At 42.2% G+C, this 14,548-nt stretch carries 15 protein-coding genes; 3 read left to right on the top strand and 12 right to left on the bottom strand.

Annotation, left to right across the window (positions count from 1 at the left end; all coding sequences use genetic code 11):
- Window positions 1-2: 2 nt before the first annotated feature.
- From lepB to rpoE, 6 genes are all read right to left on the bottom strand, one after another.
- Entirely contained in the window at window positions 3-938 is a 936-nt protein-coding gene (gene lepB / locus ISP07_RS10850) for a signal peptidase I (protein WP_054554336.1), read from the bottom strand.
- Between the two features lie 26 nt (window positions 939-964).
- Complete coding sequence (gene lepA, locus ISP07_RS10845) at window positions 965-2,752, bottom strand: translation elongation factor 4 (protein WP_054554335.1); 1,788 nt, start codon at window positions 2,750-2,752, stop codon at window positions 965-967.
- A 70-nt stretch (window positions 2,753-2,822) separates the two neighbouring features.
- The gene (locus ISP07_RS10840; RefSeq protein ID WP_054554334.1) at window positions 2,823-3,272 is read right to left on the bottom strand and encodes a SoxR reducing system RseC family protein; all 450 of its coding nucleotides are present in this window, start codon (window positions 3,270-3,272) and stop codon (window positions 2,823-2,825) included.
- Between the two features lie 3 nt (window positions 3,273-3,275).
- On the bottom strand, window positions 3,276-4,229 hold the full coding sequence (locus tag ISP07_RS10835; protein ID WP_054554333.1) for a MucB/RseB C-terminal domain-containing protein: 954 nt from the start codon (window positions 4,227-4,229) through the stop codon (window positions 3,276-3,278).
- A 4-nt stretch (window positions 4,230-4,233) separates the two neighbouring features.
- Window positions 4,234-4,851 carry a sigma-E factor negative regulatory protein gene (locus ISP07_RS10830; protein WP_209327627.1) on the bottom strand — a complete coding sequence of 206 codons (618 nt, stop codon included), beginning with the start codon at window positions 4,849-4,851 and terminating at the stop codon, window positions 4,234-4,236.
- A gap of 1 nt (window position 4,852) precedes the next feature.
- The gene (gene rpoE / locus ISP07_RS10825; RefSeq protein WP_036969086.1) at window positions 4,853-5,434 is read right to left on the bottom strand and encodes an RNA polymerase sigma factor RpoE; all 582 of its coding nucleotides are present in this window, start codon (window positions 5,432-5,434) and stop codon (window positions 4,853-4,855) included.
- A gap of 393 nt (window positions 5,435-5,827) precedes the next feature.
- Here rpoE and nadB point away from each other — a divergent pair, with 393 nt between their 5' ends.
- Window positions 5,828-7,450 carry an L-aspartate oxidase gene (gene nadB / locus ISP07_RS10820; protein ID WP_054554331.1) on the top strand — a complete coding sequence of 541 codons (1,623 nt, stop codon included), beginning with the start codon at window positions 5,828-5,830 and terminating at the stop codon, window positions 7,448-7,450.
- Here nadB and ISP07_RS10815 read toward each other — a convergent pair.
- Entirely contained in the window at window positions 7,425-7,832 is a 408-nt protein-coding gene (locus ISP07_RS10815; RefSeq protein WP_054554330.1) for a protein YgfX, read from the bottom strand. The genes nadB and ISP07_RS10815 overlap by 26 nt on opposite strands.
- Window positions 7,825-8,076, bottom strand: coding sequence for a succinate dehydrogenase assembly factor 2 (locus ISP07_RS10810; RefSeq protein WP_054554329.1), 252 nt, complete (start codon window positions 8,074-8,076; stop codon window positions 7,825-7,827). The genes ISP07_RS10815 and ISP07_RS10810 overlap by 8 nt, the downstream gene beginning before the upstream one ends.
- A gap of 120 nt (window positions 8,077-8,196) precedes the next feature.
- Between ISP07_RS10810 and ygfZ the strand changes: the two genes are divergently transcribed.
- Together ygfZ and ISP07_RS10800 are read left to right on the top strand one after the other, a co-directional pair.
- Window positions 8,197-9,108 carry a tRNA-modifying protein YgfZ gene (gene ygfZ / locus ISP07_RS10805; RefSeq protein WP_209327626.1) on the top strand — a complete coding sequence of 304 codons (912 nt, stop codon included), beginning with the start codon at window positions 8,197-8,199 and terminating at the stop codon, window positions 9,106-9,108.
- 12 nt (window positions 9,109-9,120) lie between these two features.
- The gene (locus ISP07_RS10800; protein WP_054554327.1) at window positions 9,121-9,606 is read left to right on the top strand and encodes an FKBP-type peptidyl-prolyl cis-trans isomerase; all 486 of its coding nucleotides are present in this window, start codon (window positions 9,121-9,123) and stop codon (window positions 9,604-9,606) included.
- Between the two features lie 35 nt (window positions 9,607-9,641).
- Here the strand turns inward: ISP07_RS10800 and ISP07_RS10795 are convergent, their stop codons facing one another.
- From ISP07_RS10795 to ISP07_RS10780, 4 genes are all read right to left on the bottom strand, one after another.
- Complete coding sequence (locus tag ISP07_RS10795; protein ID WP_209327625.1) at window positions 9,642-10,118, bottom strand: hypothetical protein; 477 nt, start codon at window positions 10,116-10,118, stop codon at window positions 9,642-9,644.
- 14 nt (window positions 10,119-10,132) lie between these two features.
- Window positions 10,133-10,927: a DUF481 domain-containing protein gene (locus tag ISP07_RS10790; protein WP_370316364.1), complete on the bottom strand. Its 795-nt coding sequence runs from the start codon at window positions 10,925-10,927 to the stop codon at window positions 10,133-10,135.
- A gap of 59 nt (window positions 10,928-10,986) precedes the next feature.
- Window positions 10,987-11,307, bottom strand: a complete 321-nt coding sequence (locus ISP07_RS10785) for an HI1450 family dsDNA-mimic protein (protein WP_054554325.1) — start codon at window positions 11,305-11,307, stop codon at window positions 10,987-10,989.
- Window positions 11,308-11,425: 118 nt separating this feature from the next.
- The gene (locus ISP07_RS10780; RefSeq protein ID WP_209327624.1) at window positions 11,426-14,539 is read right to left on the bottom strand and encodes an efflux RND transporter permease subunit; all 3,114 of its coding nucleotides are present in this window, start codon (window positions 14,537-14,539) and stop codon (window positions 11,426-11,428) included.
- Window positions 14,540-14,548 lie beyond the last annotated feature (9 nt).

Below are 14,548 nucleotides of genomic sequence, written 5' to 3'. Positions count from 1 at the left end.
CGTTACTGAATATTACCTAGGCGTTCAAAACGAACACCAGTTGGAACCCAGCCTGGTAAAAAGTCATCTGGGCCATTCTCAAATTCAAAACTCATCCATATAAAGACGGCTTTACCTACCAAGTTTTCTTTAGGTACAAAGCCCCAAAAGCGACTGTCTTGGCTATTATCACGGTTATCACCCATCATGAAATAATGATCGGCAGGAACAACCCACTCATCAGAGCGTGTACCTGGTTGTTGATAATAACGGCCTTTCATTTCAGGAGCTTGCGGGTTAATTAAAATATTATGATTCAATGTGCTTAGGTTTTCTTCTAAGCGCACTAAATTCATCGAACCCTGCTTGAACTCGTCACTATTGAGGATTTCCATATCAATTTTGTTGTATTCATTACACAGCAAATCACCTTGCTGCGTTTCACCTTCGGCACATTTTGGCTGAATATAAAGGTGCTTATTGCGATAAACAATTTTATCGCCCGGTAAACCAATCGTACGTTTAATGTAATCTACACGCTCGTCTAATGGGTATTTAAATACCACAATATCACCACGTTCAGGTTCATCAACATCAACTAACTGGCTACGCCAAATTGGGTCTTTGATGCCATATGAGTACTTCTGTACCAAAATGAAGTCACCCACTAATAGGGTTGGCATCATTGAGCCAGATGGAATTTGAAACGGTTCAAAAATGAAAGAGCGAAAAATCGTGATCGCTGCAATCATCGGAAAAATTGACTTAGCCGTTTCAGTGATACTTGGCTCAGGCGCAATTAATGCGGCGGTTTCTTCGTCTAGTTCACCACCTGCTGCATTTTGAGCAAGGGCAATGCGTTGCTGACGCTTTGGCGCATACATAAAGTGGTCAATTAACCAAATTAATCCTGAGCCTAGCGTTAACAACACTAAGAAAATAGAAAAGTAACCCGCCATGCATTAATTCCTTTATTTACTTCTAATTATTTACCAACTTTAAGGATAGCTAAGAATGCATCTTGAGGTACTTCAACGTTACCTAGTTGCTTCATTCGCTTTTTACCTTCTTTTTGTTTTTGTAGCAGTTTCTTCTTACGGCTCACGTCACCACCGTAACATTTTGCGATTACGTTTTTACGTAATTGCTTAACTGTTGTACGGGCAATAACATGCTGACCAATCGCTGCTTGAATCGCAATATCAAACTGCTGACGTGGAATTAAGTCTTTCAGTGCTTCAGCTAACTGACGACCACGTGATTGTGCAATATCACGGTGAACAATAATAGCTAACGCATCAACACGCTCACCATTAATTAATACGTCAACACGTACCATGTCTGAAGCTTGGAAATGCTTGAAGTTATAATCAAGCGATGCAAAACCACGGCTTGTTGATTTTAACTTATCAAAGAAGTCCATGACTACTTCAGCCATCGGTAATTCGTACGTCACCGCAACTTGCTTACCATGGTAGCTCATTTTAGTTTGCATACCACGCTTTTCAACACAAAGCGTAATTACGTTACCTAAAAACTCTTGCGGAACTAATATGTTAGCTTCAACAATTGGCTCACGGATTTCAAGAATATTATTCACTGGCGGTAAGTCAGACGGGTTATCTATCTGTTTAGTTCCGTCTTTAGTCTCTACTTCGTAGATTACTGTTGGCGCAGTGGTAATAAGATCAATGTCGTATTCACGCTCAAGACGCTCTTGAATGATTTCCATGTGTAGCATGCCTAAGAAGCCACAACGGAAACCAAAGCCTAGTGCTGTTGAGTTTTCTGGCTCGAAGAATAACGACGCATCGTTCAAGCTTAATTTATCAAGCGCATCACGGAATGACTCATAGTCATCTGATGAAATTGGGAACATACCTGCATAAACCTGCGGTTTAATGCGTTGGAAGCCCGGTAAACGCTCTGGCGCAGAGTTACGTTGTAAAGTGATGGTATCACCTACAGGTGCACCATGGATTTCTTTAATACCCGCAATAACAAAGCCTACCTCACCGGTTTTTAGGATACCCGTGTTGGTTTGTTTTGGTGTGAAAATACCCACTTTATCTGCGATATGAACTTGATCATTCGACATGATCTTAATTTTATCGCCCGAGCGTAATTCACCATGTTTGATACGTACTAGTGATACAACGCCTTGGTATGGGTCAAACCATGAATCAATAATAAGCGCTTGTAGTGGCTTGTCTTTGTCACCTTCTGGCGGCGGAATATCTTTAACAATGATTTCGAGTACTTCTTCAATACCAATACCCGTTTTAGCACTACATTGCACTGCATCTAGGGCATCGATACCAATGATGTCTTCAATTTCTTCTGCTACACGAAGTGGATCGGCTTGTGGTAAGTCGATTTTATTTAGAACTGGAATAACTTCTAAGTCCATTTCGATTGCTGTGTAGCAGTTAGCTAAAGTTTGCGCTTCTACACCTTGACCCGCATCAACAACTAAAAGTGCACCTTCACAGGCTGCAAGTGAACGTGATACTTCGTATGTGAAGTCAACATGTCCTGGCGTGTCGATAAAGTTTAACTGGTATGTTTCGCCGTCTTTAGCTTTATAATTTAGCGTTACACTTTGCGCTTTGATGGTAATACCACGCTCACGCTCTATGTCCATTGAGTCTAACACCTGCTGCTGCATTTCACGGTCTGTTAAACCACCACAAACTTGGATAAGACGGTCAGAGAGAGTCGATTTACCATGGTCAATATGGGCGATGATCGAAAAATTACGGATATGCTTCATAAACTGGATTCTAAACTTCTATATAAAATGGACTAAGTGTATAAAGCGACAATTTTACATTTAATTGGCTTTAATCACCATCTATTTGAGTGAAAGGAATAGTAATTGGGTGAATTTTTATTACTTTAATATCATGCTTCAGGCTCTTAACCCTTGATTTTGCTATCGCATAGCCCGTCAAACCACCAATCACGGCGGCTAAAATTTGCCAGCCTTCGGCAAGCGAAAAAGCCGAAAATGCGATTAAAGCAAACCCTAAACTAAACAAAAGGGGTAGCATGTAAACAGCCATAGCGTGTTTAACTAAGTGGCTATCATCGAGTGCTAAAGTTACTTTTTGCCCTACTTGGAGCTCTTTTTCGAAGGTATAAGGAAAGGTTTTTTTAGCTGTTCCAAACAGCTTTGCAAAAACTTGCGAACCACAACGACCATTACAGCCGGCACAGGCTTGCTTTTGTTCTGCTTCTAAATTCGCTGTCGTGCCTTTAACTGACACGACAGTGAGTGTTTGTTCAATCATGATTTAAAGAGGTCGCGCTACCGACTCAGCTATAGCTTTGGCTGTCATAGCTGGGATATTACCAACAACCGATACATCAAAGCTACCACCATTGTGCACATACACAGTCGTTGCACCTGAGGTTAAAGCGCCGCTTGCACGCTTTCCAGGTAACGGTCTTTGAATAAAAACAGACACTTCAACAAACCCATCTGAATATAAATAATAGTCAGCAAGTTCATTATTTAAATCAAGTTTATGGCGATCTGACTTTAATAACTTAAAGCCATCAGGGAGCCAACCAATTTTCCAATCATTCGCTGCGCCGTCACCATCGCTGGCTAAATCGTTAGTCGCCAACACCGCAGGAAAGTCACGGTTTTGCATTTCAACTAACATAGGTGCTGGCTGCTCTGTTACGCTGATATGAGTTAACTGTAACTGCTCAAGCATTTCACCTTTGTGATTCACATAGGCAGATTTAAGCAACAACGATGACTCAGTATCTAGCCAAATCCAATAGTTATATTTGTATTCATCTTTTGATTCGATACGCACTAACTGTGCTGAGCGCCCTGCAATACGGCCTTTTCCGCCAAGCACAAAATCATAGTGAGCGCTTAGCCGATTGATATCTTTAAAAAGCACTTCAGGAATTGGCCCGGCGATAGAGTCTGTTTTCACTGAATAAGGCTCAGAATGAGGCTCAAAATAGGTCACTTGATCGTCAACGCGCACCATTTCTAGGCCAGCGCCGTTGAGTAAACTTAAATGCTCAAGCTCAATATCGCCTTGTTTTGCATGTAACCAGCGATAGGGTTCCATGGCTTGGCCTTTTACAACCACAAATGATGCGTCAAAGTTGCGAGTATGAACGGCCATAGCCATATCATTTAATAAAGTCTTGGCGGGATTTTCGTCGCTGGCAATGGCTGGAGCCGTTAATACCAGCGACAAAATAAAAGTAAAAACTTTCATTTAATTAGTTTTTTTCCTCGTCTGCAGTTTGCGATTTTTCTAGCGAATATGCAACACGTGCTTGACGTTGGTGCTCAAGCACTAATGCACCAATACGCTGTTGTTGTAACTCACGTAAACCTTGCTCTGCATTTTCTAATGCAGGTTGCTCAGATGAGTAACTAACAGGAGAGGCCATACCGGTTAATGGTACAGTTTGTAATGTTGGGATGTCATTTTGTGGCACTTCACTGTTTTGTGGCAAAGTTTGTACGCCCACAATAGCAAACATGGCAACACTAGCAGCAATGGCCACTTGGGCAAATGGACGACGCCAATTAAATGCTACTACGTTATCAGTGCCTGTTGCCGCCACGATTTCTTCGCTTTTTGGTGCCGTTGTTTTATTCGCGAAATCTGCGTAAACAGGTTCTTGCTCTAGTGATTCAGCCACTGCATCTGCAATGTCAAAATTAAAAGCGTTGTTATTTGCCTCAGCACGCATTACATCACCAATCATTGCGTAACGACCAAATGTAGACACATCGTCGTTTGTGATCGCTTGATCAGTTAACTGCTGCTCGCCGTCAAGTAACGCGGACAACTGCTCATTATCCAACTTGTTAACGTCTGCTTTTGTCATACTAAGACTCACCTATTAATGGATTCAATTTATTATCAATCGCCTCACGGGCACGGAAAATACGTGAACGCACCGTTCCCACAGGGCAATCCATAACCACGGCTATTTCTTCATAGCTCATACCTTCAATTTCACGAAGGGTAATCGCGGTTTTTAGATCTTCAGGCAAACTATCGATCGTATTAAAAATTACAGCACGTACTTCGTCACTTAATAACAGGTTTTCTGGCGATGCGTTTGAACGCATTGCATCTGCACTGTCATAAAATTCTGCTTCTTCGGCATCAACATCGTTAGCTGGGGGTTTGCGACCCTGCGCAACTAAGTAATTTTTAGCACAATTTACGGCGATACGGTACAACCAAGTATAAAAGGCGCTATCACCTCTAAAGTTAGGTAAAGCACGGTAGGCTTTAATAAAAGCTTCTTGTGCGACATCAGCAACATCACCTTGGTTCGATACATAACGTGAAATCAAACCTGCAATTTTATTCTGATATTTTCTAACTAATAGGTTGAAGGCGTTTTTATCTCCTTGCTGGACCCTTTTAACTAGCGCTAAATCCAAATCCTGCTCGCTCATTCGAGCCGGTACTCCTCTGTTTGATTCTTGCTTGCTATTCATATACTCGCCATTGTTTACACAAACTCTGACTGCACCATGAATATAAAAGTTCAGTTTAAAATGATTTTTTTATAAAATAGCACGCAAATAAATTGAGTCATACCAATCTTATTACACGACAACCTCAATAACTGCTTAAGAATCAACGGTTATCTAAATTAAACTCACAATTTAAAACAGCTAACAATAAACTGTTTATGTGACGATAAAACTAATAAGATTGGTATAACGTATTAAAATGACTAATAGTGTTAAAGCAAATATGGTACATATACGTATACCACATAAAAATTTATTTGCTCAAACTTTTGGCACTACTAGCCGAGCATTGTAACCGCAAAGACCACAGACATGAACCAAAATAAACATCACATTACTGATGTCGCTATCATTGGCAGCGGCGCCGCTGGCCTATCTCTTGCCTTATCGCTTGCTAATCACTGTAAGGTGACAGTACTTAGTAAAGGCGCATTAACTGAGGGTTCTACCTTATATGCTCAAGGTGGTATTGCAGCAGTATTTGATAAAAAGAATGACAGCATTGAATCTCATGTTGAAGATACTCTCGATGCAGGTGGCGGATTATGTGACCGTGATGCGGTTCACTACACAGCGAGCAATGCTAAAAAATGTTTAAAATGGCTTATTGAGCAAGGCGTACCTTTTGATATGGAGTTCGATTCAAAAGGTAAAGAGCGTTTTCATTTAACTCGCGAAGGTGGTCATAGTCATCGTCGTATTTTACATGCCGCCGATGCCACAGGCCGAGCAGTGCAAACAACCTTAATTAGCCAAGTACAAGCACACCCTAACATCACCCTGTTAGAAAATTACAATGCCATTGATTTAATCACAGATAAAAGCTTAGCTAAAAAAGGCAAGCATGTTCACGGCTTATACGTCTGGAATTGTGTAGATAAAAAAGTTGAAACTATCGCTGCCAAGTTCGTATCACTGGCAACAGGCGGCGCAAGTAAAGTATATTTATATACTTCCAACCCTGATGTATCGAGTGGTGATGGTATCGCAATGGCATGGCGTGCGGGGTGCCGTGTAGCCAATATGGAATTTAACCAATTCCACCCAACAAGTTTGTATCACCCAGAGCTGCAAAACTTTTTGATCACAGAAGCTATGCGCGGTGAAGGTGCGTATTTAAAACGCCCTGATGGCACTCGCTTTATGAAAGACTTTGATGAGCGCGAAGAACTTGCCCCTCGCGATATTGTTGCTCGTGCCATCGATTTTGAAATGAAACGCCTTGGTGCGAACTGTGTGTACCTTGATATTAGCCACAAAGATAAAGATTTTATCATTGAGCACTTCCCAACTATCTACGCAAAATGCTTAAGTGTTGGCCTCGACATTACCAAAGAAGCCATTCCTGTGGTGCCTGCTGCACACTATACCTGCGGCGGTGTTATGACCGACTTTAATGGCCGTACAGATTTAGATAACTTATATGCGGTTGGCGAAGTAGCTTACACAGGCTTACACGGTGCTAATCGTATGGCGAGCAACTCTTTACTTGAGTGCATTGTATTTGCCCATGCTGCCGCGAAAGATATTCTGAGCAAAATCGATGCAAGCCCTGCCCTTGAAGCCTTACCATTATGGGATGAAAGTCGCGTAACTAACTCAGACGAAGAAATCGTTATTACCCACAACTGGCATGAGCTAAGGTTATTTATGTGGGATTACGTGGGTATTGTACGCTCAACGAAACGTTTAGAACGTGCGCTTCACCGCGTTGAATTACTGCAGCAAGAAATTCACGACTATTACGCAAACTTTAGGGTGACAAATAACTTATTAGAACTTCGAAACCTAGTACAGGTTGCAGAGCTTATTATTCGCAGCGCCCTTGAGCGTAAAGAAAGTCGTGGTCTTCATTACACGATTGATTACCCAGAGCAAAACGAAAATCCAACACCGACAATTTTAACGCCTAAGTCGGTTGCTGCACTGCAATAATCGCGCGCTTTAAACGCGAGAAACTTTCTTCATCAACACTGGCTGAGCTTATAATCAGCCAGTGTGATTGATAAAACCCAGCCAACCTCAGCACTACAAAATTAGCAAACACATAACTTTTAGCCGTTATTTGGCCTTGTACTTTCAGTTTGTCGTTTGCAAATCTAAGCTCTGCTTGCTCTAAAATTATAAAACCCTTTTCAGGTTGTGCTTGTTGGACTTTTTTAAAACTAAGAATGGCTAAGAAAAAGCACGCAAAGCAAACCAACAGCTGAGCGATAACATGCTGATAAGCAAAACATGAAATAATGGCTGTTAAGCAAAAAAAGACCACAAAGGGTTTGTGGTCGGGGGTGTTATTTGTAACGGTAAATCTATACACGAACTCGGTCTAAAATTAACGTAACCATGCCGTTTAGCTCAGGGTCTTTACACTCTTCATGACCCATAAACCATGCAAATAAATCAGGATCATCGCACTCAAGTAAGCGTTGAAAAACGGCTTGCTGTTCTTTTGATAGTGAGTCAAACGCTTCTTCAACGAATGGCATAAATAAAACATCTAGTTCTAACATACCGCGACGGCATGCCCAACGAATACGTTCTTTACTGTGAATTTCAGTCATTTTAAACCTCGTACTTATTTGTCTGCAGTTTACCAAATTGCTATCGAATAAACAGCTATTTAAATTGCTACCCTAACTAAGTTATCATTAGCGCTCATTCATATCGTAAAGAAGGTTTTTATGTCGACTGTTTACGCATGTCCTTTATCTTATTCACTTATCAGCCTAACTGGCAAAGATAAGTTGTCTTACCTTCACGGACAAATTACGCAAGATATCAACAAATTAACTGATGATAACTTCCTTTGGGCTGGCCACTGTAATGCAAAAGGCAAGCTTTGGGGTGTGTTTAGGTTGTTTTCACACCTTGATAGCTATTACCTTGCAGGGTCAAAACCTGAGGTAGAGCAATCGCTAGTCGAGTTAAAAAAATACGCCGTTTTTTCGCAAGTAGAAATTCAGCAATCTGAAAAACCGCTAATTGGCTTACTAGGTGATGATCTAACAGCGACACTAGAAACCTTAGCAATTAATTTTGACAGTGAGCACAACGCTGTCGATTTTGCTGGCGGTAAAGCGTTAAAGCTTGCAGATAACCGCGTATTGCTTATGGTCAACGAAGAATTTAGCTTACCTGATAACGTCACAGCTCTTGATGATGACGCATTATGGCAACAGGCAGCTATTGCCGCAGGCGAGCCGTCATTAAACAGCGACGCTATTGGCGAATACGTACCGCAAATGGTTAACTTGCAAGCGCTTGGTGGTATCAGTTTCAGAAAAGGTTGCTACACAGGGCAAGAAACTGTCGCCCGTATGAAATACCTAGGCAAAAATAAACGTGCTATGTACATAGTTTCGGGCAAAGCTGAAGGCTTGCTTGATGAGCTAGAACTTGAAACCCAACTGGGCGAAAACTGGCGCCGTGCTGGCAAGCTTATTAGCCAAAGTTATAATCAACAAACGCAAACCTTAATGGGTCTGGTTGTGCTTCCGAACGATAATGAAGCAGGCCAAATTTTGCGAGCTAAACACCTCCCTCAGGTAGAGTTATCTATTCAAGCTCTGCCTTACTCTCTCGAAGATGAATAAATAGGAATGACTATGATCGTAGCAGCAAACAAAGTGGTAAAAATGCATTATTCAGTATTGGATAATAACAAAAACACCATCGACAACTCTTTCGATGGCGAGCCACTGGTGTTTATCGTTGGCACGGGTTTCTTAATTCCAGGCCTCGAAAATGCGCTATTAGGTAAAGAAGCGGGCGACACATTCAGCGTAACTGTTGAGCCAGAGCAAGGCTATGGTGAGCGTCACGATGACCTAATGCAAGCAGTACCAAAATCAATGTTTGAAGGTATGGAAATTGAAGTGGGTATGCAGTTCCGCGCTACGACTGACGCTGGCGACCAATCAGTGATGATCATCGAAATTCAAGACGAAGACGTTATTGTAGATGGTAACCACCCACTTTCAGGTATTACCCTTCATTTTGATGTTGAAGTACTTGAAGTACGCGATGCAACTGAAGAAGAATTAGCACATGGTCATGTGCACGGTGAAGGTGGTTGTGGTCACAGCCACTAAACCATTACTATAAAAAAGCGCCACTGGCGCTTTTCTTATATCTGTTCGACTACTTCTTCTGTATCCACAGAAGCGTCTGTCACAGGTTCAGCAATATGTTCTCTAAGCGCAGCCAGTAAACCTTCTTGGTCATTGGTTCCTAAGCGATAGTGCGTGCCGTCTTTCATTGCCAATTCAACAGCACTAAATCCAGATACACTGTAAACCCAGCCATCATGGGTGATACGCAGACCAATACCATGACGAAATGAATTACTTACCGCTCGAACAGATTCAATCTCATCAAAAGTCACGGTTTTTCCAAATACACCCGGACCGAATGCCCAGCTTACTGTTTTATCGCTCACCTTAATCGTTAAGCCATGAAACAAAAAGGCCACCAGCACTAAGGTAGCGCTAAACACCATAAGAGGAATATCTGCACCAATTAAGTTCCAAGCTAAGGCAATGAAGGCGCCAATCCAGCCTAAAATAACAAAAATAAAAATAGCGTACTGTTTATGTTGATACATTCTGAAGTATTCTCTTAAAAGCTATAAACAAAGGTTGCACTCAGCTCAGAATCGTACTTGAGCTTATCTTCCTCTGGTTTTGAGTTATAGCGATACATGTAAGTAAATTTGAGTGATACATCACCCATAATTTTGCTGATCAGGGATGTTTCTGACTTTAAACGCGAGTTTAACCCTGACAATGATTGTTCATAACTGACATCTTGATTAAAGCGAGTGCGAGCAGAAACCGTACGCTCCCACTGCAGCGCTAGACGAAGCAGATAACCGGTTTTTGTTTCATCTTCTTCTGTTGCAGTCTCTTGATCAGCCACCGAGCGGTATAAACCAGGGCCCACATCGATATCGACTTTATTCTTGCTACCTTGGTAAATGCGGTTACCGTAACCCGTCGCTATGGTGCTCTTAAACTCAAGACCACTAAACTTATCTCGCTCGTAGTCACCGTAAATGAAAAATGACTCATTTTTCACATTTAGCTTATAGTTACCTTGGCCTGATACAAAAATACGGTCAGCAGAAACTTCTTCATCACCGGTTTCTTCATTACGGTCACGTTTGTATAAAGTATCGAGCTTAAATTGGTTACGCCACTTTTCGAAATCTTGGTAAAGGTTACCTTTAAGTTTGAAACTAGTTGAGTTGGTATTACCACGGCTTACCATAAAACCAAACTCCATATCTCCGTACAGCAACTCACCTTTATGAATTTTATGGATTTCTTCTTCTGATAATTGCCCGTACTCATGAAAGTCTTCAAACGGATCAACAGCAAAAGCCTGCCAACTGCAAACTAGCAGGGCGGGCAAAATAATTCGTTTTATTGAATTAAAACAACTAAAAGTAGAGTCAAACATCGGCTGGAGAGTTATTCGCTATCTTTCCAAAGAATGTGGCAAAACGGTGCATCTTTGTCTCGGCTAATTAAAATTTTCGCAAACAAGATATCTTGATTGTCGAATTCAAGTCCTACTAAGACTTGCACAAATAGCTCAGGTTCAATTTCTAGTGCAACAAAATCTTGCCACTGCTCGTCAGGCTCACCTTCTTCAATAAAGCCAAGCTCTTCTCTGTGCTCGTTAAAATCAGCAATATCTTGCTCGCTTAAATTATCAGGCGCTAATTCTAAAAAGATATCATAAGCCTGATGAGTTACTTCTTCTTCACTGTATAAGCGTGGACCAGCCATTCCTTAAACCTCTGCACATGTGTATCGCTTTGAATCTGGCTATGATAACAAACCTCTTTTGAGTTTTACCAAAAAAAAAGCCAGGTTGCCCTGACTTTTTTGTAATTAATAACAGATTTTATTCCGCACTTGCTGTGCCTTTTATCTTTTCGCGCATTGATTGCACGAGCGTATAAAATAGCGGAACAAGTAAGGTGCCAAAAATGGTTGCAGCTAACATCCCGAATAACACGGTAATACCGAGCGATATTCGACTGCCAGCCCCTGCGCCACTTGCAAACACCAGCGGTAATACGCCAAGTACAAACGACAATGCCGTCATCAATACAGCCCTAAAGCGTAATCTTGCCGCATTAAGAGCCGCTTCAAAAATACCTTTACCTGCCGCACGCTCTTCCATAGCAAATTCAACAATCAAAATAGCTGTTTTGGTGGATAGGCCAATCAGTAGCACTAAACCAACCTGCGCATAGATGTTGTTTTCCATACCAATCACATACAGCGCAAGCATGGCACCAAATAACGCCAACGGTACCGCTGCAATGACCGAAAACGGAATTGTCCAGCTTTCGTATTGCGCAACCAAGAATAGATACACAAATACCACCGCTAAGCCAAACAAAATTGGCGCCATATTACCCGCTTCAATCTCTTGTTTAGACTGCCCAGCCCACTCATACACATAGCCTGTAGGTAATTGCTCAGCTAGCTCTTGCATTGCTTTAATGGCATCACCACTGGCATAACCCGCTGCAGGTTGTCCGCTAATGCTTGCACTGCGATATAAGTTAAAGTGCGTTAAGCTTGTAGGGCCTAAAATTGGCTCGAGCTTAGCCAATGTAGTGAGCGGCACCATTGCTCCCTCATCATTACGTACATAGTAGTACTGTAAGTCTGCTGGGTTTTGACGAAAACGGCTTTCCGCCTGCATGATAACGCGGTAAGTACGGCTAAATTGGTTAAAGTCATTTATGTATAACGAGCCAAGTTGCGCCTGCAAGGTTAAGAAAATATCGCTAAGCGCCACCCCTTGAGCTTTTGCCTTATTACGGTCAATTTCAAGGAAATACTGTGGCACATTTGCTCTAAATGTACTGTAAACATTTGACAGCTCTGGACGCTGGTTCGCTTCATAAATTAAGCCATTTAACACTTGTGCAAGTTCAGCAGGCTCGCGTCCTTCACTGTCTTGTAACCTAAACTCAAAGCCTGCGCTTGTGCCAAGTCCAGGTATTGAAGGCGGATTAAAGGCCATGATTTGCGCATCTGGCATCGCCCAGAACTGCCCCATCAGGCGCGTTAGTACTGCACGTAAGCCAAGCTCTGGGCTGGTACGCTCTTCCCAGTCTTTAAGTACTACGATACCAAGCGCATTATTAGAACCCGCACCACCGAGTAATGAAAAGCCAGAAACCGCAATAAAGTCAGTTGCCGCTGGTTCATTTTTTACAATCTCGCCCAGCTTATGCATTACATCTTGGGTACGACCGCTAGCTGCCGCATCTGGTAATTGCACATCAACAAAAAGAAAGCCTTGATCTTCTGCTGGTACAAAGCCTGTAGGCACTGTTTTTACTAGCCAACCTGCAGCCGCAAAAATAACCACCGCAAACAATGCCATTCTCGCGGTACGTTTGAGGATAAAGTTAATAACTTTACTGTAGCCATTGGTCGAACGAGTAATGATATTTTCGAATGGGGCTAACCACTTAATCGGCTTCATGGCTTTTTCATTTAACAATAAAGCACACAATGCAGGGCTTAATGTCAGTGCGTTTAAAGAAGAAATGAGTACCGCAAATGAAATCGTCACCGAGAACTGTTTATAAAGCTCCCCAGTTATTCCCGGCATAAAGCCTACTGGCACAAACACCGCAAGCAAAACTAAGGTCGTTGCCACGATTGGCCCCGATACCTGCTCCATCGCTTTGGTAACCGCTTCTTTTATTGGTAGCTTTTCTTCTTTAAGTATTCGTTCAACGTTTTCAATAACGATAATGGCATCATCGACCACGATACCTATTGCAAGCACTAAACCGAATAAAGTGATTAAGTTGATGGAGTAATCCATCATCATCATAAACGCGAAAGTCCCCACCAAGGATACCGGAATAGCCACCGTAGGAATGAGTGTAGCGCGCCAATTTTGTAAGAATAAAAATACCACTAAAATAACCAAGCCAACCGCTTGGACAAGGGTGACAACCACTTCATCAATCGAGCGATTGATGAACTCTGTGGTGTCATATGGAATCGAGTACTCAACACCATCAGGTAGCTGTTTAGCCAGCTCTGCCATACGGGCTTTTACATCAGCAGCTACTTGCGTCGCATTCGCTTCTGTTAGCTGATAAATAACGATGAATGCAGTGTCTTGCTGGTTTAACTTTGCTGTTGTGCTGTAGCTTGCTGCACCTAATTCAATACGGGCAATATCATTCAAGCGCACAAAGTTACCGTCTTTGCTCGAGCGGATAATGGTTTGCCCAAACTCTTCAGGGGTTTTTAAGCGCCCTTTAGCCTGAATCGAATACTCAAATTGCTGGCTCGGTGCTGAGGGTGCAGCCCCCAGTTTACCCGCGGCTACTATGGTATTTTGCTCTTGCAGTGCCGCTTGAACTTCTGACACAGTTAAACCTAATGATGCCATTCGATCTGGGCGTAACCACAAGCGCATTGAATAGGTTTGCTCCCCCATTACTTCAGCAGAGGCAACCCCATTAATACGGCCAAGTGGCTCGGTTAAGTAATTGGTTGCATAGTTACTTAAGAAAATAGCGTCGATATTTTCTTGATTCGAGTACAAATTGATACCGAGAAGCATCGAACTCGATTTTTTCTTAACCGACACACCTTGGCGTTTAACCTCTTCAGGTAAGCCTGCTTCAGCAAGTGCCACACGGTTTTGTACGTTAACTTGGGCAATATCTGTATCTGTGCCGACCTTAAAATACACAGTTATATTAGCCGTGCCGTTATTCGACGATGTTGATTCGATATACATCATATCTTCAACACCATTAACCTGCTCTTCTATGGGCCGGATCACCGACTCTTCAACTATTTGTGCACTTGCACCAGGGTAACTGGCACTAATTTGTACTTGCGGAGGGGTTATTTGCGGGTACATATTCACTGGCAGCAAAGCCATTGAAATTAAACCCGCAATGGTAATAACAATCGAAATTACCAAGGCAAATTTTGGGCGAGATATAAAAGTTTTACTGATCATATCTCACTC

The sequence above is a fragment of the Pseudoalteromonas sp. PA2MD11 genome (genome assembly GCF_017808125.1).
GTDB classification, from domain to species: domain Bacteria; phylum Pseudomonadota; class Gammaproteobacteria; order Enterobacterales; family Alteromonadaceae; genus Pseudoalteromonas; species Pseudoalteromonas simplex.
The sequence above is the reverse complement of the archived record's forward strand: the minus strand, read 5'-3'. Positions and strand labels throughout refer to the sequence as shown.